The sequence below is a fragment of the Microbacterium sp. AK031 genome, from assembly GCF_024807145.1.
Classification (GTDB): Bacteria; Actinomycetota; Actinomycetes; order Actinomycetales; family Microbacteriaceae; genus Microbacterium.
In genome coordinates, this window is sequence record NZ_JANUCA010000006.1 from 144,399 (window position 1) to 168,908 (window position 24,510).

Consider the following 24,510-nt stretch of genomic DNA (forward strand, 5'->3'; position numbering starts at 1 on the left):
TCGGCGTAGCAGCGGTGTCAGTTACTTCTTGCCCTGTGAGGCGACCGCTGCAGCGCCCGCGGCGGCCGCCTCGGGGTCGAGGTAACGGCCTGGACCGGTGGGCATGTTGTTCTCATCCAGCTCGTACACCAGCGGAATGCCGGTGGGAATGTTCAACTCCGCGATCGCGTCGTCGCTGATGCCGTCGAGATGCTTGACGAGTCCGCGCAGCGAGTTGCCGTGCGCGGTGACCAGAACGGTCTTGCCCGCCTCGAGGTCGGGAACGATCGCGCTCTCCCAGTAGGGCAGCAGCCGATCGATGACGATCTTGAGCGACTCGGTGCGAGGGACCTCTCCGTCGATGCCGGCGTAGCGAGGATCGTTCACCTGGCTGAACTCGCTGTCGTCGTCCAGCAGGGGCGGCGGTACATCGAACGACCGACGCCACAACTGGAACTGCTCCGGCCCGAACTCCTCCAGAGTCTGCGCCTTGTCCTTGCCCTGCAGCGCTCCGTAGTGGCGCTCGTTGAGGCGCCACGAGCGGGTCACCGGGATCCAGAGCCGGTCTGCGGCATCCAGTGCGATGTCTGCCGTCTGGATCGCGCGGCTGAGCAGCGACGTGTGCAGCACGTCGGGAAGCAGGCCGGACTCGGCGATCAGTTCGCCACCGCGACGGGCCTCGTTCTTGCCCTGTTCGGTGAGGCGGACGTCCACCCAGCCGGTGAAGAGGTTCATTTCGTTCCACTCGCTCTGGCCGTGGCGGAGCAGGATGAGGGTGCGCGTCGCAGTCATGCTTCCAGTCTATGAGGTCTGGGAGAATGGATGCATGGCGCCATCACTCCTCGGCCACCCCACCAGGGGTACCACGGGGACGAACCGTCTGCGCCGCAACGACCGCTGGATCGCGGCGAGCGCCGCACTGCGAACGGCCGACGATCCGCTGGTCATCGACCTCGGGTACGGTGCGAGTGGCGTCACCGCCTTCGAACTGGCGGCGAGACTCATCAGAGTCCGCCCCGATGTCGAGGTGGTCGGCTTCGAGCTCGACCCCGAGCGCGTGGCCACTGCGCGCGCTCAGCTCGAAGATGTGCGTGCGGGACGCAGCACGTTCTCCCCCGGCCTGCCGGTCTCCTTCGCACGCGGCGGGTTCGAGGTTCCGCTGGACGGACACCGCCGGCCCGCGGTGATCAGGGCTATGAACGTGCTGCGCCAATACGACGAGCCTGACGTACCAGCCGCCTGGGCGTCCATGGCTGCGCGCCTGGCGCCCGGTGGCTTGCTCTTCGAGGGCACCTGCGATGAGATCGGCCGGATCGCCAGCTGGGTCGACGTGCCCGCGGCCGGGCGTCCGCTGCATTTCACGATCTCATTCCGGTTGGCCGGACTCGAACGCCCGAGCATCGTCGCGGAACGGCTGCCCAAAGCGCTGATCCATCGCAATGTGCCCGGCGAGCGCGTCCACGAGCTGCTCGTCGATCTCGACGGGGAGTGGGAGCGAGCTGCTCCCCTGTCGACTTTCGGTGCCAAGCAGCGTTTCCTCGCCGCGGTCGCAGGCCTCAGAGCCCGCGGATGGCCGGTGCTCGGCGACCGCAGGCGCTGGCGTCTCGGAGAACTCACCCTGCCGTGGGACGCCGTGGCCCCGAGTCAGGCGCTGCGCGGGTCCTGACCGGCTGGTCGCCGGGAGAGCCGTGTCAGCCGGGGGATATCGGCGGTCGCGCCGGCATCGGCCGGGACGATCACCTGCTGCGCCGCCGCGACGTCGACACCACGCGATCTGACGATCAGATCTCCGATCGGCGCCCGACGGGAGAGTATCGCGAGCGCGATCGGGCCGTCCTCATGATGCTGAGCCACCGAGGTGACGTGGCCCACCTCATCGTCGGCCGCGAACACGGCATCGCCGGGCTCAGGAAGCACGTCATCGCTGCCGTCCAGGTGCAATGCCGCGAGGCGTCGCGGAGGATGACCGAGATTGTGCACCTTCGCGACAGTCTCCTGACCCCGGTAGCATCCTTTGCTCAGATGCACGGCGCTGCGGATCCAGTCCGATTCGTGCGGAAGCGACCGCTCATCGACTTCGCGCGCCCAGCGGGGTCGCCAGGCCGCGATGCGCAGCGCCTCGGTCGCGAGGACTCCGGCGACATCCATGCCGGCGTCCTCCATGCGGTCGGCGAGGGATGCCGCGGCATCCGCGTCGACGATGGCCACGCGCCAGTCGTACTCGACCGACGGATGCCGTTCGACGTCCGAATACTGGTATCCTCCGAGCTGCACGGCCGACCACGGGTCGGTCCATACGAGCTGAATGCCGTTCGGGGACAGCGCCAGGTCACGCACGACGGCCTCGGCGTCACCACCGGAGAAGAAGCCGATCAGGTCGAGCTCAGGTCGGGCGGTGACCGTGACACGGGAGCGGAACACCATCCGCTGCAGCCAGGTCGCGAGGGATTCGGCATCCGCAGCATCCGCGATCAGCCAGACCGACGAGCCGTCCTCGAACACACCGGCGGCATGCTCGACGCGACCCTGCGGATCCAGAATCAGCAGTTCGGTGCTGTCTCCGGCGACGAGCCGAGCGACCGACTGCGACGTTATCGAGTCCAGCCAGCTCAGGCGGTCGTCTCCAGCGATCTCGATGACCGCACGATCACCGAGCGGAGCCGCAGCGGTGCCTGCGATGAGACGCCTCTGCTCGCGGATCGGATCTCCGAAATGCAGAACCACATCGCCTTCGGTGACTGCACCGGGCAGGGCGGAGAACGCGCTCATCATCAGACCTTCGCCAGACGGGCCGAAGCGTGCGAGCCGAGCTCAGCGCCGAGAGCCGCGATGTCCCACGCCCACAGCAGGTGGCCGTCCACGAGGCCGTACATGCGGCTCGCCGCCCGATAGTCCTTGCTTCCCGCACCGCGCACGATCGCATCCGTCGCGATGTCGATGCGAGGGCCGTTGATCTCACCCAGATACAGCTCGAGCATGCCGTCCGAGTGCGCGATCGAGACCTCGAGCGGGAAGCCGCCGGACGCGGCACGCAGCAGTTCGACGTCGTCGACGGTGCGGGCAGCCGCACTCTCGGAAGGCGGCAGCAGCCCCGGCCCTGCGTCCGCGGCGGTGGCGGGACGGGCGAGTCGCCAGAATCCGGTCTCGGCGACCAGCACGATGGACGGCTCGCCCTCGGCGCTCGGCATCCAGCCGGTTGCGGCGTAGTTCAGGTGACCGGTGCCGTCGTGGCTGAAGCTGACTCGATGAGTGAACTCGCCCTCGAAGCGGTGACCTTCGGTGGTGTACTCGATGACACCGGTGCCCTCCCAGACGCCGATGAGCCAGCTCAGTGGCGCGAGATCGGCCGGAAGGTCGGTGGGAAGCTCACGCATGGATGCTCGGTTCAGCGCTGACCGCGGAACAGATTCCACAGCACGGTGCCGGACACGAAGGCGATCGCAAGACTCGCAAGGCCCAGCAGACCGATGAAGAAGAGTTCGAGTGCGATGAGGTCCATGATCCCCACTCTACCCCTGGGATCAGTGCTCTCGGCGAGCGGATCAGGCAGGAACCAGGGCCGCCAGCGCGAACCCGGCGGAGACGACTCCGAGCAGCAGGAGTGCACCGGTCACGCTCACCGCGGTCCGGAAGATGAAGCCCTTCGTCTGCCCGTACCAGAGCTGCAGGGCGAACGAGAGCAGCACCGCACCGCCGAAGCCGACGATCAGCCACTGCACCCGCCACTGCATCGGCACGAAGATACCGATGCAGATCGCCGCGATCAGGGCGGCGCCCCACACGATCACGACGCCCCCCAGCGGACTGCGCGGCGCGAGAGCAGGTTCGGACATGTCCCCATTGTTACGCATTCGACATTGTTACGCATTCGACGGCAGTTCCGCCGTTGCGTGTGATCACCATCTGAATCGCTGAGTATCATGGGGCGCACGGCGTCGTACCCGATCGCCGTTCAGGGCGACGGTTCCCGCAGCCCGGAAGGAAAGCGCGTGGCACTGCTCCTGGTTCTGACCTCTGCTCCCACTTCGGAGCGGGTACTGCCCGCCCTCGAACTGCTGAGCCACCGTGTGCGCCAGATCCCCGCGGAACCTGCTCAGCTCGTCAGCGCCCCCGAGAGCGACATCGTCATCGTCGACGGGAGGCACGACCTCTCCGCCGCCAAGTCGCTGTGCAAACTGCTTCGCACGACCGGACAGGACGCACCGCTTCTGCTCGTCGTCACAGAAGGCGGGATGAGCGCGGTCTCGGGCGACTGGGGCATCGACGATGTGCTGTTGACGAACGCGGGGCCGGCCGAGACCGATGCCCGCATCCGACTGGCGATCGCCCGCGGCGAGGCCACCGCTGAGCCTGCCAGAGTGCAGGCATCAGGAGTCACGATCGACGAGCAGTCGTATTCCGCCAAGCTGCACGGGAGGGCGCTGGATCTCACCTACAAGGAGTTCCAGTTGCTGCACTTCCTCGCGACGCATCCTTCGCGCGTGTTCACCCGGGAGCAGCTGCTCAGCGAGGTGTGGGGCTATGACTACTTCGGCGGCACGCGAACAGTGGACGTGCACGTGCGGCGCCTGCGCGCCAAGCTCGGCGACCAGGAGCAGATCATCGGCACGGTGCGCAATGTCGGCTACCGCTTCAACGTGTATGACGAGGATCAGCTCGCCGCCTCACGGTGACGCCGAGGCATTGCCGTGTCACCGCGACCGCGCAGTGACACGGATCGGTCTTGTTCACGCACGTGTCATCTGGCGGTGCCAAGATGTAGTCCATGATCGATTCCGCGCTCGCCGACGCTGGGCTCGGTGATGCCGAAGACGATGACTTCGACGCCATCGAATCTCCGGACTCCCTGCTGCCCGACCATCGCTACCACGACCGCGAGGTCAGCTGGCTGGCCTTCAACCAGCGCGTACTCGAGCTCGCCGAAGATGCCTCGCTTCCCGAGTTGGAGCGCGCGAACTTCCTGGCGATCTTCGCGAGCAACCTCGACGAGTTCTTCATGGTCCGCGTCGCAGGGCTCAAGCGGCGCATCGTCACCGGCCTCGCGGTGCCGACGAACGTCGGCCGCTCCCCCTCCGACGTACTCGCCGACATCTCCCGCGAAGCCCATGCCCTCCAGTTGCGCCACGCCGCCGCATGGACCGAGCTGGTGCGCCCCGCTCTGGCGGAATCCGGCATCGAGATCACCGAGTGGGGCCTCCTCACCGAGGCAGAGCGTTCCGCGCTCACGGAGTACTTCCAGCTGCATGTCTTCCCAGTGCTCATGCCGCTCGCCGTCGATCCCGCGCACCCGTTCCCCTACATCTCCGGCCTTTCGCTGAACCTCGCGATCCGCATCCGCAATGCACGCACGGGACGACAGGAGTTCGCGCGCCTCAAGGTCCCGCCCATGCTCCCTCGCCTCGTCGAGGTGCCCGGCGGAAGTGAGATCGCCCGGTATCTCCCCCTCGAAGACCTGATCTCGAACCACCTCGGCGACCTCTTCCCCGGGATGGAGGTGCTCGATCATCACGCGTTCCGCCTCACCCGCAACGAGGATGTGGAGATCGAGGAGGACGAAAGCGAGAATCTCATTCAGGCACTCGAGGCCGAGCTGCTCCGCCGCCGGTTCGGCCCGCCTATCCGTCTTGAGATCGCCGACGACATGGATGAGGTGACCCTCGATCTTCTGATCAAGGAGCTCGACATCACCGACCAGGAGGTCTACCGCCTGCCGAGTCCGCTCGATCTGCGTGGCCTCTTCTCGCTCTCGCGCGTCAACCGCCCCGACCTGCGCTACCCGCCGCATCTGCCGACGACGGCCGTGCCCTTCCAGCCGACAGGTTCGAACAGTCGCGCCGACATCTTCGCCGCCATCCGCAAGGGCGACGTGCTGGTGCACCACCCGTACGAGTCGTTCGCGACCAGCGTGCAAGCCTTCCTCGAACAGGCCGCTCGTGACCCTGATGTGCTCGCGATCAAGCAGACGCTGTACCGCACGTCAGGTGACAGCCCGGTCGTGCAGGCGCTGATCGACGCGGCTGAGGCCGGCAAGCAGGTGCTGGCCCTTGTCGAGGTGAAGGCCCGCTTCGACGAGGCGAACAACATTGTCTGGGCCCGCAAGCTCGAGAAGGCCGGCGTGCACGTCGTGTACGGTCTGGTCGGCCTGAAGACGCATTGCAAGCTCGCGCTCGTCATCCGCGAGGAAGACGGGATGCTGAGGCACTACTCGCATGTCGGCACCGGCAACTACAACCCGAAGACGAGCCGCGTCTACGAGGACTTCGGCCTCTTCACGGCCGACGCACAGGTCGGTAAAGACCTCACCCGCCTCTTCAACGAGCTCAGCGGATATGCGATCGAGAAGAAGTTCAAGCGCCTCCTCGTCGCACCGCTGCACCTGCGAAAGGGGCTGCTGCGGCAGATCGACAACGAGCGCAAGAACGCGGAAGCCGGCAAGTCAGCCCATATCCGCATAAAGGTCAACTCGATGGTCGATGAGGAGATCATCGATGCGCTCTACCGGGCGAGCCAGGCAGGGGTGAAGGTCGACATCTGGGTGCGCGGCATCTGCAGCATCAAGGTCGACCTGCCAGGGATCAGCGACAACATCACCGTGCGCAGCATTCTGGGACGATACCTGGAGCATTCCCGGATATTCGCGTTCGAGAACGACGGCGATCCGCAGGTGCACATCGGCAGCGCCGACATGATGCACCGCAACCTCGACCGTCGCGTCGAGGCGCTGGTGCGCGTCACCGACCCCGCACATGTGAAAGAGCTGCTGGCGTTCTTCGACCTCGCGATGGACGACACCACGATCTCCTGGCACCTGGGAGAGGAAGGCGTCTGGACTCGCCACTCCGCAGATGCCGAGGGAAATCCGCTCATCGACCTGCAGGATAAGACCATGAGCCAGATCCGACGACGTCGGCGTACGCGCACGGTGCGATGACAGCGATGGCGTATGTGCGTGAGGTTGTCACGTCGGACAAGGCGGTATACGCCGCCGGCGCCGTGGTGTGGCGCCTCGTCGAAGGCAAGCTCTGCATCCTGCTGATCCATCGCACGAAGTATCGCGATGTGACCCTGCCGAAGGGCAAGGTCGACCCGGGCGAGATGCTCGCGCAGACCGCGGTGCGCGAAGTGCATGAGGAGACCGGCATCCGGGTCGATCTGGGAGTCCCTGTCGGCGTGAGCCGATATTTCATGCGCCCCAAACGACAGAAGGTGGTGCATTACTGGGCCGCGGAGGCCACCGAAGAGGCCATCCGAGACTCGACGTTCGTGCCCAACAACGAGATCGCCGCCATCGAGTGGGTGAGCACGAAGAAGGCGCGGGGGCGCCTCAGTTATCCGGTCGACCTGGAGATCCTCGACGAATTCGAGCGTCTCGTCGACGACGGCGTGCTGCACACCTTCCCGATCATCGCACTCCGGCACGCGAAGGCCGTCTCGCGCTCGGACTGGGACGGCTCGGACGCATCGCGCATCCTCACCGATCGCGGTCGAAAGCAGGCCAAGGCGATCGTCGCCCCACTGCGCGCGTTCGGAGTACGCAAGATCGTCACCAGCGATGCCGTGCGCTGCGCGCAGACAGTGGCCCCACTCGCGAAGGCCCTGGACCGCAAGCCGGTCGAGACGGAACTGATCAGCCAGGATGCCTGGGAGGAAGGGCGATCCGACGTGCGAGCGGTGATCGGAAAGCGCGTGCGCGCCCGCAAGCCGGCTGTCATCTGCAGCCACGGCCCCGTGCTGCCCGACATCCTCAGCGAGATCGCCCTTGCGACCGGCACGATGCAGGGCTCGTATCTCGGCAGTGCCTCCGCACTCGAAGTCGCCGCTTTCTCCGTCGCTCATCTGTCAGCGACGAACCCGGGGTCCGGAATCATCTCGATCGAGACGCACGTTCCCAAGGTGTAGTCGTCGCAGAAGCCCGCCCCAAGGGGTTGCCAGTCGTTCACCTTCTGTTTACCAACGCGGGTCAGTCTCGTTAACCGCCGCGCATAGCGTCACTGTGTGCCCTGCACCGGGCCTCAACCATTCAACGATCGAAGGATCCACAGTGAAGATCTCCCGAATCGCTCGCATCGGCGCCGTCGGCGCCGCAGCAGTTCTCGTCCTCGCCGGCTGTGCCGCGAACGAAGGCGGAACGCCCGAGGGCTCTGAAGAGCCGTCCACGTCGACTCTCTCCGGCTCCGTCGAGGCCACCGGCGCCTCCTCGCAGGAAGCAGCCCAGCAGGCCTGGGTCGCCGCCTTCCAGACCGCGAACCCCGACACGACGGTGAACTACACCGCGACGGGCTCCGGCACCGGCCGCGAGAACTTCCTCGCCGGATCGTCGAACTTCATCGGCTCCGACCGCGCATTCAACGCCGAGGAGATCGCCGCCGGCGGCTTCGGCTCCTGCACCTCCGACGAGATCGTCGAGATCCCTGTCTACATCTCGCCGGTCGCCGTCGCGTTCAACCTCGAGGGCATCGACACGCTGAACCTCGATGGTGCGACGATCGCCGGCATCTTCGCCGGCACCATCACCAACTGGAACGATGCGGCGATCGCCGGCCAGAACCCGGATGCTGAGCTTCCCGACCAGGCGATCGTGCCGGTGCACCGCGCCGACGCATCGGGCACGCAGGAGACGTTCACCAGCTACCTCGAGGCTGTCGCGCCCGACGTGTGGACGAACGAGGCCAGCGACGAGTGGCCGCTGTCGACGGGCGAGGCTGCTGATGGCACCTCGGGTGTCGTCAGTGCGATCACCAACGGCGTCGGCTACATCGGATTCGCGGACGCTTCGCAGGCTGCTGACCTCGGACAGGTCGCCGTCGAGGTCGAAGGCGAGTACGTGCCGTACTCGGCTGAGGCCGCCTCCGCGCTGGTCGCCGCTTCGCCGCTCGAAGAGGGCCGTTCGGCTCACGACCTCGCATTCGCGGTCGACCCGGCTGCAGCTCCCGCCGGCTCGTACCCGATCGCCCTCGTGTCGTACCTCATCGGCTGCGTCGACTACGAAGACGCCGAGGTCGCCGCCCTGGTCAAGTCGTACTTCGAGTACGTCGCTTCGCCCGAGGGCCAGGACGTCGCCGCTGAGGCTGCGGGTAGCGCCCCCATCTCGGATGACCTCCGCGAGAAGGTAACCGCCGCGATCGACGCGATCGTCGTTGAGTAGAACGGTCCCTCAGTCCTGAGCTGAGAGCCGTGCAGACGCCCCCGCGGCACTGGTCGAATGGATCGAACCAGCGCCGCGGGGGCAGACGCATGAACACACCCAGCAACATCCCTCCGAACACCCGTGGAGCCGCGCAGATGACCACCACCACGACGGACACCGAGAGCACCGGTTCACCCGTGTCGCCGAAGGCCGTGCTCCGCCCCGGAGATCGCATCTTCTCCGGCACCGCCCTCAGCGCCGGCATCATCATCCTCGTCACGTTGGCCGCGGTCGCTGTCTTCCTGGTCGTGCAGTCCATCCCGGCCTTCGCACCAGACACGTCCGACAACCACATCCTCGAAGGTCAGTCGTTCATCACATGGGTGTGGCCGTTCGTCTTCGGCACTCTCTGGTCGAGCCTGATCGCTCTCGTCATCGCGGCCCCGATCGCGATCGGCATCGCGCTGTTCATCTCGCACTACGCACCGCGCAGGCTCGCCGGGCTGCTGGGCTACATCATCGATCTGCTCGCGGCCGTGCCCTCGGTCGTCTTCGGCCTCTGGGGCGCGCTCACGTTCGCCCCGATGCTCGTGCCGTTCTACAAGTGGCTCAACACCAACCTCGGTTGGATCCCGATCTTCGGCGGCACGCCGTCCGGAACCGGTAAGACCATCCTCACCGCATCCCTCGTGCTCGCTGTCATGATCCTGCCGATCATGACAGCGATCTGCCGCGAGATCTTCCTGCAGACGCCCAAGCTGCACGAGGAGGCCGCGCTCGCCCTCGGTGCGACGCGCTGGGAGATGGTGCAGATGGCCGTGCTCCCCTTCGCGCGCAGCGGCATCGTGTCCGGCGCGATGCTCGGCCTCGGCCGCGCGCTCGGCGAGACGATGGCGGTCACGCTCGTGCTCTCGCCGCTCGGCATCGTCACGTTCAACCTGCTGAACCCGGAGAACCCCACGACGATCCCGGCGATCATCGCGCTGAGGTTCCCCGAGGCCCACGATCAGGGCGTCAACACCCTCATCGCGGCCGGTCTGATCCTCTTCATCGTGACCTTCGCGGTCAACTTCGTCGCACGCTGGATCGTGTCGCGTCGTGCCGAGTTCTCGGGAGCCAACTGACATGACCGCCACCGCTACCGCCATCGCCCCCACCACGCACACGACTAGTGCGGGCCACCTGCCCAAGTGGGCTCCATGGGCCCTTCTCGCGGTCTGCTTCGCGATCGCGGGCACGATCTTCGCCTTCGCCAACGCCGGTGGCGACCCGGCCGACTTCAACATCGCCCTGACACTGGTCGTCGGGATGATCTTCTACATGGCGCTCATCTTCGTGATCTCTACCGTTGCCGAGAGCCGACGCCACGCGAACGACCGCCTGATGACAGCCCTCGTGTCCGCGGCGTTCGTCGTCGCGCTGCTCCCCCTCGTCTCACTCCTCTACACGGTGGTCATCAACGGCCTTGCACGGTTCGACGGCGAGTTCTTCAGCTTCTCGATGCGCAACATCGTCGGCGAGGGCGGCGGAGCCGTCCACGCGATCTGGGGCACCCTGCTCATCACGCTCGGAGCGACGATCATCTCGGTGCCGATCGGCCTGATGACGTCGATCTACCTCGTCGAGTACGGCGAGGGCAAGAAGCTGGCCCGCGGAATCACGTTCCTGGTCGATGTGATGACCGGCATCCCGTCGATCGTCGCAGGTCTGTTCATCTACTCGGTGTTCGCGCTCATCATGGGACCGGGCACGCGTATCGGCATCATGGGTTCTCTGGCGCTGTCCGTGCTCATGATCCCCGTCGTCGTACGCGGTTCAGAGGAGCTCCTGCGCATCGTGCCGAACGAGCTGCGTGAAGCCGCGTACGCGCTCGGTGTGCCGAAGTGGCTGACGATCATCAAGGTCGTCATGCCGACGGCCATCGCCGGCATCGTCACCAGCATCATGCTCGCCATCGCACGCGTCATCGGCGAGACGGCGCCGCTGCTGCTCACGGTCGGGATCGTGCAGGGCATGAACCTGAACATGTTCAGCGGCCAGATGTCGACGCTGCCGGTGTTCTCGTATATGCAGGCCAAGTATCCAGGGCTTCCCGCGGACGCGTACATCGACCGTGCATGGGCGTCCGCGCTCACGCTCATCCTGATCGTGATGGTCCTCAACCTTGCCGGTCGCGTGATCGCCAAGGTGTTCGCCCCCAAGATGACCGGCCGCTGAGCCGTCTCCCTTTCCCGACTGAAGAAGAAGGATCTCTCAGATGTCCAAGAGCATCGAAGTAAACGACCTCAACGTCTACTACGGCGACTTCCTCGCCGTAGAGGGCGTCACCATCGACATCAAGCCCAACACCGTGACGGCGTTCATCGGCCCGTCCGGATGCGGCAAGTCGACCTTCCTGCGAACCCTCAACCGCATGCACGAGGTCATCCCCCGCGCTCGTGTTGAAGGCGAAGTGCTGATCGACGGCAAGAACCTCTACGGCGCGAACGTCGACCCGGTGCTCGTGCGCCGTCAGGTGGGCATGGTGTTCCAGCGCCCGAACCCGTTCCCCACGATGTCGATCAAGGAGAACGTGCTCGCGGGCGTCAAGCTCAACAACACGCGCATGTCGAAGAGCGACCAGGATGCTCTCGTGGAGCAGTCGCTGCGCGGCGCGAACCTGTGGAACGAGGTCAAGGACCGCCTCGAGAAGCCGGGCTCCGGCCTCTCGGGCGGACAGCAGCAGCGTCTGTGCATCGCTCGCGCCATTGCGGTCTCCCCCGATGTGATCCTGATGGACGAGCCCTGCTCGGCCCTTGACCCGATCTCGACCTTCGCCATCGAAGAGCTCATCGCCGAGATCAAGACCCAGTACACGGTCGTCATCGTCACGCACAACATGCAGCAGGCGAGCCGTGTCTCGGACAAGACCGCGTTCTTCAACATCGCCGGCACCGGCAAGCCCGGCAAGCTCATCGAGTACGACGAGACGGCGACCATCTTCACGACGCCGTCCGTGCAGGCGACTGAGGACTACGTCTCGGGCCGCTTCGGCTGAGCCCGCCCCGTCTCCCTACGGAAAACCCAGACCATCTGGCGTGTCTCCGGAGTGTTGCACCGCGACGCACCGCACGACACGAAGTTGGTCTGGGTTTTCCCGTTGGTGACTCGTCCTACACAGGATGTCGATCGGCCGGCTAGTACACGGAGCGTGGTTTCGGGCGTACGAGCTGTGGTGGCGACCGGCCAGGATCTCGGTCATGTCGTTCACGACCGCATCCGCCGCGCTGCGCGCTCTCGGACGCATGGCGCGCACCGCAGATGGGTCTTGGAGGTCCCTGAGCAGACGCACATCTGGCTCGGCGACGCAGGAACGCCTCGGTCCGACTGCACCGGATGCCGAGTGCACTGGGACCACGGCAGGGTCGAGGTCGGCATCCTGCCGCCGGCGCACAACGTGCTTCTGCAGATCGCGGTCTGCGCCGACGAAGACACATTCCTCGCAGCGTTCGAGTCCGCACTTCGACTTCACAAGATCTCGCCCGCCGGCATCACCTGGCTGTGGAGTCGCCTTCCACGGCGACGACGCTGGCTCATCGACTTCGCGCGCTCCGACGCCGACAGCGGCCTCGAATCGCTCTTCCGACTGAGGATGCATCGCGTCGGCGTCACGATGCGCTGCCAGATCGGCATCAACACCGTGGGCGAAGTCGATTTCGTCATCGGCGACCGCCTGATCGTCGAAGCGGACGGGCGCGAGAATCACGAACGTGAGAGGGGACGGGCCAAAGACCTCGCCCGCGATGCCGCGGCGGCGGCTCTCGGCTTCGAGACTCCCCGTTTTCCGATGGGAAGAGAAGCACGGGGGGCACGCACCGAGTGCGGTGAGCCGATCAGTCGCGGGGTGACAGGAGGTACCGGTTCAGTTCCGACGTCAGGGGGTGGTCGACGGGGATCTCGGCACCGTCGATTGCCGTTATCGGAACGGCCAGACGGACGCTCGAGACCAGCCAGGCGGCATCGGCACGTGATAGATCGGATGCGGGGATGCGGTCGTACCCGACATCGAAGCCCCGAGCAGTCAGATGTTCGTACACGCTGAGCTGAGTCGTGCCGTGCAGGATGCCACCAGTGGGCGCCGGAGTGATGAAGCGGTCGCCTGATCGGAGGATGAGCGACGCTGTCGGTGCCTCGAGCACGAATCCATCGCTGGAGAGGAAGATCGCATCATCCGCTCCCCTGCGGTGCGCCTCGCGCAACGCGGCCATGTTCACGGCGTACGACAGCGTCTTCGCCCCGAGCAGCAGCCAGGGAGCCCGTTCTGCGGCATCGAGACCGTATCCGCGGTCGAGGGTCACGACCTTGACGCCCGCCTCACGGACGGTCGAGAAATCGGATGCCGGTGCCGCCGTCACCCAGGCGGTCGGAGTGGGCCCGTGCTCGACGCCACGACTCAATATCAGCTTGATCACAGCCTCCCCCGCCGGGCACTCCGACGCCGCGACCGCGACTGCCTGACGCCACTGTTCGAGATGCGGCACAGGAAGATCACACAGCCCTGCAGAGTTCGCCAGTCGCTCCAGATGCGGGATCACCTCCTGAGCGTGGCCGTCGATCACCCCGATCGATTCGAACACGCCGTCGCCGCGCTGGGTGCTGAGCTCCCCCACGCTGAGCGCCGGGGCCGCGGCATCCACGACGGTGAACGTGTCGGCGTAGTCGGCGCGCTCCTCGGAGGCGCCTATGGGATCGATGATCAGAGCGAATCGCCGGGTCATGCAACGACTCTACGACCACGACGCAGGAGGGAATACCTTCAGGGTCTGGACGTTACAATGGACAGGCCGGGCCGCATAACCCCGGGCTCCAAATATTGCCGCTACGAGCGGCCTTCCGCCGAGAGGCGTTCTTGCGGCCCGGTCTTTCCACGTCTCAAGGCCTTTCGCCGGCCGGCCAGCACGGATGTCCTCAGCTGAGTCCGCCGCTGCGCCAGAGACCGGCTGCCGCACTCAGATCGCCCGCGTAGGTGTGAAGCCGACGGGCACGAGTGGTGAGTCCCGTGGCGCGCTCCGGTTCGGTCTTCTCATAGTCGTCTGCGGTGTGTGTTGCGCCGGATACCTGCACACGGCAGAACGCGGCCGCGCGCTCGAGTGCGACCGCGAAGTCGCCGCGGAACACGCCACGGAGGATCGTGTCGATCAGCGCCACGATCTCCTCGGGGTTCGCCGGTACCGGCGCGCCGGCGACGACCGCATCCGCCGAGGTCAGTTCGACGCGACCTCGTTCATAGAGGAGCGCTGATGTCTGCGGATCGCTGTGGATCGCCAGCTGCAGCAGATACAGGCGCCAGAGCGCCCCGGGGAGCGAGACGGCCGGGGCTGTCGCCCACAACTCGGCTATGTCGTCAATACCGTGCTCGGCTGTGAATGCGATCAGGCGCTCTGCGCTCTCCCCCGTTGCGTCTTCGCGTGCGCGGGTCAGCAGAGCGGATGCTGTGGCATGAGCGACGCTCGTCACCTCGGCGGAATCAGAGGAACCGACAAGGTTGTCGAAGGACGCCGACGGGCGGCGGACGGGACGGTGGAACTGCTCGGGCATCCGTCCAGGCTACTCGCGCTCAGGCGGTCGGGATCGCGATGATCGGATCGCTCGTCGGCTGCCCGGTGGGTGATCCGCCGGCCGGCTCCACGGTCACGGCGATCACGTCACCTTCGTGCATGGCGCCTTCGAGCAGGGCGGTGGCGTCCCCGGCATCGGCCTCGAACAGGCCGGCAGGCACCGGCTCATCGCCGCGCACGAACCAGAGCTCATAGGTCTGATCGTCACCGAGCGGCTCGAGCCCGTCCGCGACGAGGACCGCACTCCCCACCGATGCTGACCAGTGCGCCGTGGCGACGGCGCCGGATTCCAACTCCGCTGACGCCGTCCGCGCGTCTGCGGCCGACTGGATCTCATTCAGAGCGACTACGGATGCCGGTGTCGTCAGCTGGGACGTGAGAGCAACGACGCCGAAGCCCAGACCGACGAGGAGCACGAGGCCAGCCGCGAGGCCGAAGAGCGCGCGCCCCCATCGACGGGGCGGACGCAGGAAGGGCGCGTCGACTTCGACCTCTGCGTTCTCGACCGGACGGGCTGCGACAGCATCATCGCTCTGAGGCGTCGTGGCGATCTGCGCGAGCAGCGCGGCGCGAATGTTCGCGGGCGGTGCCGCGGTCGACGAAGCGTCGGCGAGCAGGTGCGCGGTCTCGACGTCGTCGTCCGCGATCGCCTGCCATTCCGGGTGGGCGGCGAGGGCGTCCGCAAAGAGCTGCTCATCGGCATCCGAGAGCGCGTGCAGGGCGTGCCCTGCCGCCAACTCCGCGAATTCGTTCTCGTTCATGCGTTCACCCCCATCTCGCTTCGCAGACGTGAGAGTCCATCTCTCATCCTCGTCTTGATCGTTCCCAACGGTGCCCCGATCAGCACTGCGATCTCGCTCTGGCTGTACCCCCCGTAGTACGACAGGACCAAAGCCTCCCGTTGCGGTTCGGGGAGCGTCGCGAGGGCCGTGACGACCTTGCCTCCCTCGATGCTCAGTTCGACCTGTTCGGCGACGCTGTCGTGCGAGACGCCGAGATCGCGCATCCCGACTCGCACATCGCGGTCAGCGCTGGACTGCGACGCGCGCACTCGATCGACCGCCCTGCGGTGAGCGACGGTGAGAATCCACGTCCTGCCCTGCCCCTTGTTCGGAGCGAATCGTCCGGCGGATTGCCACACCTCCAGAAAGACCTCCTGGAGCACTTCCTCACTCTGCGACCGATTGACCAGCACTCGCAGGATCAGTCCGAAGACCCGGGAGGAGAGCAGATCGTACAGATCGGCGAAGGCTCTCTGATCTCCGTCGGCGACGCGGACGAGGAGGTCGGCGGCGAGGTCTCCCGCCGAGCCGTCCTCCGGCATATCCACACCGTCGATGACCATCCCTATAAGCATGCCGTATCGCGCGCGTCCCGTCCCGTTCCCTCGCCCAGCGGCGCACGATCCACTCCGCCTCCGAATGAATTTCCGATCCGCTCCCATCCGATCCGGGAAGGGCTCCGAAGAATCCTCGACACCGCGGGAACGCCGCGGTTCCGATTCCCGGAGGTAGACATGTTCAGCACCAAGAAGAAGATCACAGCAGCTCTTTCACTCGGCTTCGTCAGCGTTCTCGTGCTGTCGGGTTGTTCGATGAGCTCCGACACGGCCGAAGAGCCCGCGGAGCCCACCGCGCCTGAGACGTCCGAGGAGGCGCCGGAGACGATGGATCCGGCAGCGAACCTCGTCGGACCCGGCTGCGAGGCGTACGCCGAGGCAGTGCCGGACGGCGGCGGCTCGATCGACGGAATGTCGCAGGATCCTGTGGCAGTTGCGGCATCCAACAACCCGCTGCTGACGACGCTCGCCGCCGCCGTGAGCGGACAGCTCAACCCGGATGTCGACCTGGTCGACACGCTCAACGGCGACGAGTTCACCGTCTTCGCGCCAGTCGATGACGCATTCGCCATGATCGATCCCGCCACCATCGAGGCTCTGAAGACCGACTCGGCCACCTTGTCGTCGATCCTCACCTATCACGTGGTTCCTGGCCAGATCGCACCCGAAGACATCGGCGGCATGCACACCACAGTGCAGGGCGCCGATCTCGAGGTCACCGGCAGCGGCGACGAGTGGATGGTCAACGACGCCAACGTGATCTGCGGAGGAGTTCAGACCGCGAACGCGACCGTGTACCTGATCGACTCGGTCCTCATGCCCCCGGCTGCGTGAGGCTGATCCTCCTGGTCTTCGGGAGCCGGATCAGGGGCGACGCGGTCGCCGGCGAAGCAGTGTCGCCGGCGACCGCGTTCTGTCCCCACAGCTTCTGCCGGGCAGATCCTCCGCCGAATTCGCCCACGACCCGAGGCCCGCTAGACTAGGCACGCGGGCCTCTAGCTCAGTTGGCAGAGCATCGGACTTCAACATAATAGGAGCGCCTCGAGGGAAACCTCGAGGATGACACCACTCAAAGTCGGGGAACCCTTACTGGGAGACCAGTTGGCAATCCCGAGCCAAGCCGGACGCAAGTCCGGAAGGTGTAGAGACTGGACGGGTGGCGCCTACAGCGAAAGCCAAGGTGAAGGGACAGTCCAGACCACGAACGTCCTACGGGCGGCGGCGAAAGTCGAAGTGGTATGTTAATCCGCGGGTCATGGGTTCGAGCCCCATGGGGCCCACCGCAATCTGACGTCTGACCTCGGCGTTATGGTGACGGCATGAAGATGTGCGGCACCTGTCAGAAGGTCAAGCCGTTGGCCGAGTTCAATCGAAAGTCCTCCCGCGCAGACGGTCGTCAGGAAGTCTGCCGGGAATGCAATCGGGCATCATCGCGGAAGTACTATCAGCTGCATCGGGCGCATCACATATCCGTGATCCGCGAACGGACGATCGCGCAGAAGTCCGCGAGCATCGCGTTCATCACGAAGTATCTGAGCAACCATCCATGTGTGGACTGCGGAGCTTCAGACATCCGCGTTCTCGACTTCGATCACCGGCCGGAATCCGACAAGCGCGATGGCGTGATGCAACTCGTGCGAAATGGCTTCGGCCTGTCGGTCATCGAGGACGAGATCAGCAAATGCGACGTGCGCTGCCGCAACTGTCACGCCGTCGTGACATACGAGCGCATGGGGAAGAACTGGCGGTCCGCTGCGGCCGCAGATCGTGCCCTGGCGTCATCCGCATACGGCGACGCAGTTGCTCACGACCTTTAGCACTGCTCGACTCCATCGACCACCCCCTTCACGGCATCCATCCTCAGCGAGAGAGTCGAAGCATCCCATTCGGGACCTACCTCACCGCGAAAGGACTCAATGATGGCCAACCTCACAGACAGTCGCGTCGCTTTCCTGGCAACGAACGGATTCGAGGACAGTGAACTCACCAGCCCTTGGGATGCTGTGACCGGTGCGGGCGCGAGCGCCATGATGATCGCCCCCGACGGCTCGGAGATCACCGGGAAGAACGGACACGTCCAGACCGTCGAACTCACCGCTGCAGACGCATCAGCCGAGGATTTCGATGCCCTGGTCCTGCCAGGCGGCGTCGTGAACGCCGATCACCTGCGGCTGGACAAGGCCTCGATCACGTTCGCCCGCTCGTTCTTCGAACAGCACAAGCCGGTCGGCGTGATCTGCCACGGCGCCTGGATCCTCATCGAGGCCGGCGTCGTCGCGGGACGCACCCTCACCAGCTATCCCAGCCTCGCGACTGATCTTCGCAACGCTGGCGCCGCCTGGGTGGATGAGGAGGTCGTGGTCGATCAGGGCCTGGTCTCGAGCCGCACTCCGGATGACCTCCCCGCCTTCAACGCCAAGGTCATCGAGGAGATCGGCGAGGGGCCGCACTCGGGGCAGACCGCCTGAGCACGGTCAGGAAGCCGTACGTGAACGGTGCCGCCTGACCGCGGCCCGATTCGCGCACCGCACCGAGCAGTAGCGCTGCCGCCCGTTGCGGGTCACATCGACGACGACGTTCGTGCAGGGCTCAGCTCCGCACCGACGCAGCCTGCTCATGCCGCGCGTCACGAGGTGCAGCGAGGTGCCGACGCTGATCACGGCGCGCAGCACGAACGGCAACGCGTCGTTGCTGTCGCGATAGTGCAGATGCCACCCTTCGCCGTTGTGATCGACCAGGCGCGGGTACGCGGCGACCGACTCCATCTGCAGATTGAGCATCGCAGCGCGGTCCTCGTCGCGATCGCTGTCGACGATGCGCAGCCAGTCGTCGACCACCGCTCGACACGCTGCGTGGTCATCCGTCCCGTGGGCGAAATTCATCGTCATTCCGGCATCGCGCGTGCGGTGGACGATGCCGGGGCGATCGGCGGGCCAGTTGTTCGCGAGAGATGCAGCGAGTAGCACGGCATACTCGCCGTAAGGGTTGAGATGCATAACGCCATTACAGCACGCTGGAGGCATGACCTCCACGGCAACCGCATCCAGCCCCCTGCATGACGCTCCGACACACGAACATGGGTGGATCATCGAGTCTCGACATGTGACGAGCGACGGCCTGCTGCTCTACGTGCGCTGCTCGGAATGCGGCGTCCGGCGCGTCGACGTCCAGCAATCACTCCACGAGTCCCCACAAGCGCTCAGCCGCGAGGCGGCGCCGGTCTCGGTACGCCGACAAGCCGCTCAGCCCCGCTGACGACGGCCCGCACCGCACCGCTGGACACGCTGGCCAGCTCGGCTGACAGCATCGGCACCTCCGACGGTGGCAACCACACCTCGAACTCCGCCTTCGCGTCGTAGACCGGGTCGGCGAGCGTCGCGCCATGGCGGCGGACCCATTCGCGGAGAAGATTGTCGAAACGTCCGGCATCCGCGTGATCGACCGCGACGGTCGCCGCGACGAGGAGGCGCCGATCGACGATCATCGCGAGGTCGAGCGCCTCTGACACCGCGGACGAGTACGCCCGCACCAGCCCACCGGCGCCGAGCTTGATTCCACCGAAGTACCGCGTCACCACGGCCACGACGTCGGTCAGCCCTCGACGGCGCAGCACCTCGAGAATCGGCATCCCCGCAGTGCCGGAAGGCTCTCCGTCATCCGACGAGCGCGCCCGATCTCCGAAGTCACCAGTGACCTGCGCCGAGCAATGGTGCCGCGCATCCCACGCACGTTGCTTCACCTGCGCGATCACAGCATCCGCTTCTGCCGGCGACGCCACCGGTGACACGTGCGCGATGAAGCGAGACTTCTTGATCACCAGCTCATGGTTGACGCGGACGGCGATCGTGGACGGATACCGAGGCGTCACGACGCCGCCGTGAGCTCGGCGAGCTTCCGGACGGTGCGCAGATTGCGCGCGGTGCCTGCGACGCCGAGCGCCTTGTCCAGCGCTGCCTTCGTGAGCTTCGTGGCCTGCACCCCACGCTCGCTGTATCTGATCCAGAGGTCACTTCCTATGAGCGCGAGTTCCTCCCCATCCACGAGCCGCTCTTCGAGCGCAGTGACCGCATCGGGTGACGGATCGCCCTCGAGGAACATCGCATGCACCATCTTCTCGACGCCATCGTCGAACGGCTGTGCGTCGAGCGCGGCGACGAGCTCGGAATGGGATCGTGCGATCACGGGCGTGTCGACGCCGAACTCCGCGGAGATCACTTCGCGAACGCGTGCGCAGGATGCCACAGCATCCGCAGGTTCATCGCAGACGATGTTGCCGCTGGCGATGTACGTGGAGATGCCGAGGAGATCGGTCTCGGATGCCAGCACCTCGCGCAGTCGCGCCATCGGCACGAGGTTGCGACCGCTGACGTTCACGGCCCGCAGCAGCAGGACGCTGCGACTCACGCGTCGGGCCCGTCAGCGGCCTGGGCGCTTTCGATCAGCGCCGCACCCGCATGCGCCATCTCGGCCAGTGCGGCGCTGCTGGACTCCTCCCCGACGCCCGCGACGAGGTCGGTCAGCACGCGGACATGCACACCATGCGCGATCGCATCGAGCACAGTCGCACGCACGCAGTGATCCGTCGCGAGCCCGACCACGTCCGCCGAGAGCACACTGCGCGCACTGAGTACTGCAGCCATGTTGGCGCCGTCATCTGCGACCCCCTCGAACATCGAGTACGCGGGCTTACCCTGACCTTTGCGCACATGGTGAGTGACAGCATCCGTCGCGAGCAGCTCGTCGTATTCGGCACCGGCCGTTCCTGCGACACAATGCGCGGGCCAGGTGTCCACGAAATCGGGCTCATCTGCGAAGTGTCCGCCGTTGTCGTTGTCGGGGTCGTGCCAGTCGCGAGACGCCACGATCACGTCGTAGTCGGCCGCGTGGGTTGCGAGATACGACGTGACTGCGGATGCCACCGCGTCCCCGCCCGCCACTGCGAGCGCGCCACCCTCGGTGAAATCGTTCTGCACGTCGACGATGAGTAGTGCCCTGGTCATGATTCGAGGGTACGCCGCGCTCGCATGTGACGGGGCGAGAGTTCGCGTGACGGGCTGGTGCAGATCATGCCCGAGCCATGCGCGGTGGCGGCATGTGGGGGATCGGAATCGGTCGCCGCGACCGGTCCTTCCGGTACAGACGCCGCAGGTCCTCAAGTACGTCGAATGGGCTCTGATACGACAACGACATCGGCAGGTCCCGCAACCAGTTCACTTCGACTTCCGTGTCCGACAGCGCGTAGACACTCGCGACAGGCCGACGCGGGTCATCCGCCCTGTACCGGTGGTCCAGAATCAGCCACTCCGTGTCCGTGACTCTGCGCAACTCGAACCGGCGCTCGCTCGCCGCACTCATCTCATCCTCCAACCAGTCAGATCACATTGACTGACGGGTTGCGCGGGGACAGTGAATCGAGGTGGACGAGACCCGAGGGGGCCTCGCCCGCCCTGTTCGACAGGCACCATCGCCCGTCAGTCGTCACAGGGAATTATACCCTCGCAGACGCGAAAACCCCCGGGGATCTCATCGATCTCCGGGGGTTATGGAGCCGCCTGTCAGAATCGAACTGACGACCTTTTCATTACGAGTGAAATGCTCTACCGACTGAGCTAAGGCGGCGTGCGCTGCGAGAGCGGCACGATCAACGATATTACCCTGTCGAAGCCGCCACCGCGAACCGACGCCTCCGCCCGGTCACATCAGCTGCATTCGAGGTCGGCTTCAGGAACGACATCGTCGAGGAAGTAGGCGTCGACCGCCTCATCGACGCAGATGTTCCCCTTGTTGTAGCCGGTGTGCCCCTCGCCGACGCGGGTGATGAGCACGCCCTCTTCGAGCTGCTCGGCAAGCGCCACCGACCACTCGTACGGCGTCGCCGGATCGTTCGTCGTGCCGATCACGAGGATGGGTCCTGCCCCTTCGGCGTGGATCTCGCCGCGCGTGCCGCTGGGCGGATACGGCCACACCTCGCACGTGTCAGGACCACTCCAGTACGGAGCGATCGTAGGCGCACCGGCCTCGATCTTCGCCATCATGGCATCCTCCGCGGCCTGGTCCTCTTCCACCGGATAGTCCATGCAGTTGTATGCAGTGAACGCCTCAGTGGAATTGTCGAGATAGGTGCCGTTCTCCCGGCCGTTGTAGAAGTCCGCGAGGTAGAACGCGCTGTACGGGTCGCCCTGCAACGCTTCGTCGAGCGCCTGAGTGAGGAAGTCCCAACTGTCGGCGGAGTAGAGCGCAGCGATGATGGCGGTCATCAGCGAATCGGCACCGAGCATCCGCCCGTCGTCGTTCTTGAGCGGCGTGCGGTCCGCACTCGCAAGCAGCGCTCCGAGGTCTGCCATCGCCTCATCGACCGTGCCGTTGAACGGACATGAACCGGAATCGAGGCAGTGTTGCATGTAGGCGCGCAGCGCCGCTTCGAATCCGATGGCCTGAGTCGCACCGACCTCAAGACCCGGAACAGCGGGGTCGATCGCACCGTCGAGGACGAGTCGGCCGGCTTTCTCCGGATACAGCTCGGCGTAGGTCGCTCCGAGGAACGTTCCGTAGGAGTACCCCAGGTAGTTCAGCTGCGTGTCGCCGAGCACGGCGCGGATCAGATCCATGTCACGCGCCGAGTTCACCGTGGTGACGAACTCCAGGATTCCCCCGCTGTTCGCCTCACACGCATCTGCGAACGCCTGGTCGGCCTTGGTGAGCTCTGCCTCCCACGCATCGGTGCCGCGTGCGGCGGTCGGGATGTCGTAGAGGTATTTGTCCATGTTGGCGGCATCGAAGCATCGCACAGCAGTGGAGTCACCGACGCCGCGCGGGTCGAATCCGATCACGTCGTAGCTCTCGATCAGATCTGCGCTGACGGCATAGTCGAGGCTGTCGAGGATGAAATCACGGCCGCTGCCGCCAGGGCCCCCTGGATTGGTCAGCAGCGAGCCCATCGGCGTGCCCGTCGCCTGGTGGCGGACGATCGAGAGCTCCATGGTGCTTCCGTCCGAGGGGTTCTCCCAGTCCAGCGGAGCGGTGACATACGCGCAGTCGAACCCCGCGGCCGCTCCCCCGTCGCACTCGGTCCACTCCAGCGTCTGCTCGTAGAACGGCAGCAGATCGGCCGAGACTCCCTCGGTGTCCGGCGCGTTCGTCGTGGACGGCCGCGGCTCGACACCTTCCGGGATGAGCGAGTACAGGCATCCGCTGAGCATCATGGATGCCGCGGCAAGACCTGCGATGATCGCGACGATGCGTCGCGGGCGAGAAGTCTGTCGAGTCTTCACGGTTTCCTCCCGCTCGCGACAGTCACGAGCAAACTCTCCAGTGCGAGCGTCGGAGCGACGTTGCGCTCCAGTGCTTCCCTGGTCTCGGCAAGGTGATCAAGAACAACCAGCGTACGTGTCACCGGCCACGCCTGAGCCATGGCGCTCAGATCGTCACGCAATTCCCGGTTGATGAGATCGTCGCCGCGGCCGTACTGCAGCATGACGACGTCGCGGAACATCGACTGCAGGTCGGTGAGCACTCGATCGATGCCGTCGCGCAGACTGCGCGTCGCACGCTTCTTCTGGTCGTCTTCCAGCGCGGAGATCTGCGAGCGCAGCGCGGGCGGCACTGCCTGTCCTTCTGCGATGCCGACCGTGCGCAGCAGACTCGCGCGCTCTGCCGCATCACGCTCGGCCGTCAGCGCCTTGGCGTCATCTGTCGCGGCCTGGATGATGTGGCCTGCCACCTCGACCGCACTGCCGACGCCGCGAACGCCGAGCACGGAGCGCAGCGTGGTGTCGCGTCTGTGCCGGGCCGCGTCGTCGGTGGCGAGGCGCTGCGCCATGCCGATGTGTCGCTGAGAATGCCGGGCCGCCTGCTCTGCCGTGACCTCGTCGGCGCCGGTGCGCTGCATGATCAGTCGGGTGACGTCGTCGACGTCCGGTTCGCGCAGTCGCAGAGGCCGCACGCGAGAGCGGATCGTCGGCAGCAGATCGGCCTCGCTCGGTGCGCAGAGGATCCAGACGGTGTTCTCTGGTGGCTCCTCGAGGGCCTTCAGCAGCACGTTCGAGGTGCGCTCGACCATGCGGTCTGCGTCTTCGACCACGATGACGCGGTAGCGACCGACCGACGGAGCGAAGTACGAACGCTCCACCAGAGATCTCGCTTCTTTGATCGTGATGATGACCTTGTCGGTGCGCAGCGCGGTGACGTCGGGATGCGTGCCCGCGAGTACCTGTCGCATGGTGTGCTCGTCGTCAGGGTTATCGGCGATCAGCGCCGCCGCGAACGCGTAGGCGAGGGTGGAGCGCCCAGAACCGGGTGGGCCGGTGATCAGCCAGGCGTGCGACAGAGCGGAAGGATCGGATGCCGCGCTGCGCAGCGCTTCCACCGCGTCATCCTGTCCCCAGACATCCGTCCACGGAAACGGGGCGAGAGTCGGGGCAGATGGCATGGACTCAGCCTAACCGGAGCATCCGACGGACCCCCGCGCG

At 65.8% G+C, this 24,510-nt stretch carries 25 protein-coding genes, 1 tRNA gene and 1 pseudogene; 12 read left to right on the forward strand and 15 right to left on the reverse strand.

What is annotated here, in order from left to right:
• Positions 1 to 21: 21 nt before the first annotated feature.
• On the reverse strand, positions 22 to 771 hold the full coding sequence (locus HDC95_RS12480; protein ID WP_259063860.1) for a phosphoglyceromutase: 750 nt from the start codon (positions 769 to 771) through the stop codon (positions 22 to 24).
• A gap of 34 nt (positions 772 to 805) precedes the next feature.
• On the opposite strand from HDC95_RS12480, the gene HDC95_RS12485 reads away from it, so the two are divergent.
• Positions 806 to 1,645 carry a class I SAM-dependent methyltransferase gene (locus tag HDC95_RS12485; RefSeq protein ID WP_259063861.1) on the forward strand — a complete coding sequence of 280 codons (840 nt, stop codon included), beginning with the start codon at positions 806 to 808 and terminating at the stop codon, positions 1,643 to 1,645.
• Here the strand turns inward: HDC95_RS12485 and HDC95_RS12490 are convergent.
• The 3 genes from HDC95_RS12490 to HDC95_RS12500 all read right to left on the reverse strand — a co-directional run bounded on the left by HDC95_RS12490 (position 1,624) and on the right by HDC95_RS12500 (position 3,812).
• The gene (locus HDC95_RS12490) at positions 1,624 to 2,748 is read right to left on the reverse strand and encodes a folate-binding protein YgfZ (protein WP_259063862.1); all 1,125 of its coding nucleotides are present in this window, start codon (positions 2,746 to 2,748) and stop codon (positions 1,624 to 1,626) included. The genes HDC95_RS12485 and HDC95_RS12490 overlap by 22 nt on opposite strands.
• Positions 2,749 to 2,750: 2 nt before the next feature.
• The gene (locus HDC95_RS12495) at positions 2,751 to 3,353 is read right to left on the reverse strand and encodes an FABP family protein (protein ID WP_259063863.1); all 603 of its coding nucleotides are present in this window, start codon (positions 3,351 to 3,353) and stop codon (positions 2,751 to 2,753) included.
• A 168-nt stretch (positions 3,354 to 3,521) separates the two neighbouring features.
• Complete coding sequence (locus HDC95_RS12500; RefSeq protein WP_259063864.1) at positions 3,522 to 3,812, reverse strand: hypothetical protein; 291 nt, start codon at positions 3,810 to 3,812, stop codon at positions 3,522 to 3,524.
• A 156-nt stretch (positions 3,813 to 3,968) separates the two neighbouring features.
• Here HDC95_RS12500 and HDC95_RS12505 point away from each other — a divergent pair, with 156 nt between their 5' ends.
• The 8 genes and pseudogenes from HDC95_RS12505 to HDC95_RS16920 all read left to right on the forward strand — a co-directional run.
• Complete coding sequence (locus HDC95_RS12505) at positions 3,969 to 4,652, forward strand: response regulator transcription factor (protein ID WP_259063865.1); 684 nt, start codon at positions 3,969 to 3,971, stop codon at positions 4,650 to 4,652.
• A gap of 92 nt (positions 4,653 to 4,744) precedes the next feature.
• The gene (locus tag HDC95_RS12510; protein WP_259063866.1) at positions 4,745 to 6,910 is read left to right on the forward strand and encodes an RNA degradosome polyphosphate kinase; all 2,166 of its coding nucleotides are present in this window, start codon (positions 4,745 to 4,747) and stop codon (positions 6,908 to 6,910) included.
• Positions 6,907 to 7,878 carry an NUDIX hydrolase gene (locus HDC95_RS12515; RefSeq protein ID WP_259063867.1) on the forward strand — a complete coding sequence of 324 codons (972 nt, stop codon included), beginning with the start codon at positions 6,907 to 6,909 and terminating at the stop codon, positions 7,876 to 7,878. The genes HDC95_RS12510 and HDC95_RS12515 overlap by 4 nt, the downstream gene beginning before the upstream one ends.
• A gap of 142 nt (positions 7,879 to 8,020) precedes the next feature.
• Positions 8,021 to 9,124, forward strand: a complete 1,104-nt coding sequence (pstS, locus tag HDC95_RS12520; protein WP_259063868.1) for a phosphate ABC transporter substrate-binding protein PstS — start codon at positions 8,021 to 8,023, stop codon at positions 9,122 to 9,124.
• Positions 9,125 to 9,261: 137 nt separating this feature from the next.
• A complete protein-coding gene (gene pstC, locus HDC95_RS12525) occupies positions 9,262 to 10,230 on the forward strand; it encodes a phosphate ABC transporter permease subunit PstC (RefSeq protein ID WP_259063964.1) in 969 nt (322 codons plus the stop codon).
• Position 10,231: 1 nt separating this feature from the next.
• Positions 10,232 to 11,323: a phosphate ABC transporter permease PstA gene (gene pstA / locus HDC95_RS12530; protein ID WP_259063869.1), complete on the forward strand. Its 1,092-nt coding sequence runs from the start codon at positions 10,232 to 10,234 to the stop codon at positions 11,321 to 11,323.
• Positions 11,324 to 11,363: 40 nt separating this feature from the next.
• Positions 11,364 to 12,143 carry a phosphate ABC transporter ATP-binding protein PstB gene (gene pstB / locus HDC95_RS12535; RefSeq protein WP_259063870.1) on the forward strand — a complete coding sequence of 260 codons (780 nt, stop codon included), beginning with the start codon at positions 11,364 to 11,366 and terminating at the stop codon, positions 12,141 to 12,143.
• Between the two features lie 615 nt (positions 12,144 to 12,758).
• Positions 12,759 to 12,917: pseudogene (locus HDC95_RS16920) on the forward strand (DUF559 domain-containing protein); the annotation flags it as partial.
• Positions 12,918 to 12,978: 61 nt separating this feature from the next.
• Here HDC95_RS16920 and HDC95_RS12540 read toward each other — a convergent pair.
• The 4 genes from HDC95_RS12540 to sigK form a co-directional block, all read right to left on the reverse strand.
• Positions 12,979 to 13,863, reverse strand: coding sequence for an aminodeoxychorismate lyase (locus HDC95_RS12540; protein WP_259063871.1), 885 nt, complete (start codon positions 13,861 to 13,863; stop codon positions 12,979 to 12,981).
• A 190-nt stretch (positions 13,864 to 14,053) separates the two neighbouring features.
• Positions 14,054 to 14,683, reverse strand: coding sequence for a DNA-directed RNA polymerase subunit beta (locus HDC95_RS12545; protein WP_259063872.1), 630 nt, complete (start codon positions 14,681 to 14,683; stop codon positions 14,054 to 14,056).
• Between the two features lie 19 nt (positions 14,684 to 14,702).
• Positions 14,703 to 15,464, reverse strand: coding sequence for an anti-sigma factor (locus HDC95_RS12550; RefSeq protein ID WP_259063873.1), 762 nt, complete (start codon positions 15,462 to 15,464; stop codon positions 14,703 to 14,705).
• Positions 15,461 to 16,048 carry an ECF RNA polymerase sigma factor SigK gene (gene sigK, locus HDC95_RS12555; RefSeq protein WP_259063874.1) on the reverse strand — a complete coding sequence of 196 codons (588 nt, stop codon included), beginning with the start codon at positions 16,046 to 16,048 and terminating at the stop codon, positions 15,461 to 15,463. Before sigK ends, HDC95_RS12550 begins: the two co-directional genes overlap by 4 nt.
• 171 nt (positions 16,049 to 16,219) lie before the next feature.
• Here sigK and HDC95_RS12560 point away from each other — a divergent pair, with 171 nt between their 5' ends.
• The 3 genes from HDC95_RS12560 (at position 16,220) to HDC95_RS12570 (ending at position 18,510) form a co-directional block, all read left to right on the forward strand.
• Positions 16,220 to 16,876 carry a fasciclin domain-containing protein gene (locus HDC95_RS12560; protein ID WP_259063875.1) on the forward strand — a complete coding sequence of 219 codons (657 nt, stop codon included), beginning with the start codon at positions 16,220 to 16,222 and terminating at the stop codon, positions 16,874 to 16,876.
• 638 nt (positions 16,877 to 17,514) lie between these two features.
• Positions 17,515 to 17,859 (forward strand): hypothetical protein, encoded by a 345-nt coding sequence (locus HDC95_RS12565; RefSeq protein WP_259063876.1) that lies wholly within the window; start codon positions 17,515 to 17,517, stop codon positions 17,857 to 17,859.
• Between the two features lie 102 nt (positions 17,860 to 17,961).
• Positions 17,962 to 18,510: a type 1 glutamine amidotransferase domain-containing protein gene (locus tag HDC95_RS12570; RefSeq protein ID WP_259063877.1), complete on the forward strand. Its 549-nt coding sequence runs from the start codon at positions 17,962 to 17,964 to the stop codon at positions 18,508 to 18,510.
• A gap of 6 nt (positions 18,511 to 18,516) precedes the next feature.
• Here the strand turns inward: HDC95_RS12570 and HDC95_RS12575 are convergent, their stop codons facing one another.
• The 7 genes from HDC95_RS12575 to HDC95_RS12605 all read right to left on the reverse strand — a co-directional run bounded on the left by HDC95_RS12575 (position 18,517) and on the right by HDC95_RS12605 (position 24,470).
• Positions 18,517 to 19,038 (reverse strand): CGNR zinc finger domain-containing protein, encoded by a 522-nt coding sequence (locus HDC95_RS12575; protein WP_259063879.1) that lies wholly within the window; start codon positions 19,036 to 19,038, stop codon positions 18,517 to 18,519.
• A 203-nt stretch (positions 19,039 to 19,241) separates the two neighbouring features.
• On the reverse strand, positions 19,242 to 19,910 hold the full coding sequence (locus HDC95_RS12580) for a YigZ family protein (RefSeq protein ID WP_259063880.1): 669 nt from the start codon (positions 19,908 to 19,910) through the stop codon (positions 19,242 to 19,244).
• Entirely contained in the window at positions 19,907 to 20,446 is a 540-nt protein-coding gene (locus HDC95_RS12585; RefSeq protein WP_259063882.1) for a DUF1697 domain-containing protein, read from the reverse strand. Before HDC95_RS12585 ends, HDC95_RS12580 begins: the two co-directional genes overlap by 4 nt.
• On the reverse strand, positions 20,443 to 21,042 hold the full coding sequence (locus HDC95_RS12590) for an isochorismatase family protein (protein ID WP_259063885.1): 600 nt from the start codon (positions 21,040 to 21,042) through the stop codon (positions 20,443 to 20,445). Before HDC95_RS12590 ends, HDC95_RS12585 begins: the two co-directional genes overlap by 4 nt.
• A 543-nt stretch (positions 21,043 to 21,585) precedes the next feature.
• A tRNA-Thr gene (locus HDC95_RS12595) sits at positions 21,586 to 21,661 on the reverse strand.
• Between the two features lie 80 nt (positions 21,662 to 21,741).
• The gene (locus HDC95_RS12600) at positions 21,742 to 23,313 is read right to left on the reverse strand and encodes an alpha/beta hydrolase (RefSeq protein WP_259063887.1); all 1,572 of its coding nucleotides are present in this window, start codon (positions 23,311 to 23,313) and stop codon (positions 21,742 to 21,744) included.
• The gene (locus HDC95_RS12605) at positions 23,310 to 24,470 is read right to left on the reverse strand and encodes a DNA polymerase III subunit delta' (protein WP_259063889.1); all 1,161 of its coding nucleotides are present in this window, start codon (positions 24,468 to 24,470) and stop codon (positions 23,310 to 23,312) included. The genes HDC95_RS12600 and HDC95_RS12605 overlap by 4 nt, the downstream gene beginning before the upstream one ends.
• Between the last annotated feature and the right edge of the window lie 40 nt (positions 24,471 to 24,510).

Bases quoted from the DNA above. Each gene is read 5' to 3' on its own strand.
- HDC95_RS12495 (WP_259063863.1), bottom strand. From the start codon at position 3,353: ATGCGTGAGCTTCCCACCGACCTTCCGGCCGATCTCGCGCCACTGAGC.
- HDC95_RS12570 (WP_259063877.1), top strand. From the start codon at position 17,962: ATGGCCAACCTCACAGACAGTCGCGTCGCTTTCCTGGCAACGAACGGA.
- HDC95_RS12500 (WP_259063864.1), bottom strand. From the start codon at position 3,812: ATGTCCGAACCTGCTCTCGCGCCGCGCAGTCCGCTGGGGGGCGTCGTG.
- sigK (WP_259063874.1), bottom strand. From the start codon at position 16,048: ATGGTCATCGACGGTGTGGATATGCCGGAGGACGGCTCGGCGGGAGAC.
- pstC (WP_259063964.1), top strand. From the start codon at position 9,262: ATGACCACCACCACGACGGACACCGAGAGCACCGGTTCACCCGTGTCG.
- HDC95_RS12510 (WP_259063866.1), top strand. From the start codon at position 4,745: ATGATCGATTCCGCGCTCGCCGACGCTGGGCTCGGTGATGCCGAAGAC.
- pstB (WP_259063870.1), top strand. From the start codon at position 11,364: ATGTCCAAGAGCATCGAAGTAAACGACCTCAACGTCTACTACGGCGAC.
- HDC95_RS12485 (WP_259063861.1), top strand. From the start codon at position 806: ATGGCGCCATCACTCCTCGGCCACCCCACCAGGGGTACCACGGGGACG.
- HDC95_RS12550 (WP_259063873.1), bottom strand. From the start codon at position 15,464: ATGAACGAGAACGAATTCGCGGAGTTGGCGGCAGGGCACGCCCTGCAC.
- HDC95_RS12490 (WP_259063862.1), bottom strand. From the start codon at position 2,748: ATGAGCGCGTTCTCCGCCCTGCCCGGTGCAGTCACCGAAGGCGATGTG.
- HDC95_RS12560 (WP_259063875.1), top strand. From the start codon at position 16,220: ATGTTCAGCACCAAGAAGAAGATCACAGCAGCTCTTTCACTCGGCTTC.
- HDC95_RS12575 (WP_259063879.1), bottom strand. From the start codon at position 19,038: ATGCATCTCAACCCTTACGGCGAGTATGCCGTGCTACTCGCTGCATCT.
- pstA (WP_259063869.1), top strand. From the start codon at position 10,232: ATGACCGCCACCGCTACCGCCATCGCCCCCACCACGCACACGACTAGT.
- HDC95_RS12545 (WP_259063872.1), bottom strand. From the start codon at position 14,683: ATGCCCGAGCAGTTCCACCGTCCCGTCCGCCGCCCGTCGGCGTCCTTC.
- HDC95_RS12605 (WP_259063889.1), bottom strand. From the start codon at position 24,470: ATGCCATCTGCCCCGACTCTCGCCCCGTTTCCGTGGACGGATGTCTGG.
- HDC95_RS12480 (WP_259063860.1), bottom strand. From the start codon at position 771: ATGACTGCGACGCGCACCCTCATCCTGCTCCGCCACGGCCAGAGCGAG.
- HDC95_RS12590 (WP_259063885.1), bottom strand. From the start codon at position 21,042: ATGACCAGGGCACTACTCATCGTCGACGTGCAGAACGATTTCACCGAG.
- HDC95_RS12540 (WP_259063871.1), bottom strand. From the start codon at position 13,863: ATGACCCGGCGATTCGCTCTGATCATCGATCCCATAGGCGCCTCCGAG.
- HDC95_RS12515 (WP_259063867.1), top strand. From the start codon at position 6,907: ATGACAGCGATGGCGTATGTGCGTGAGGTTGTCACGTCGGACAAGGCG.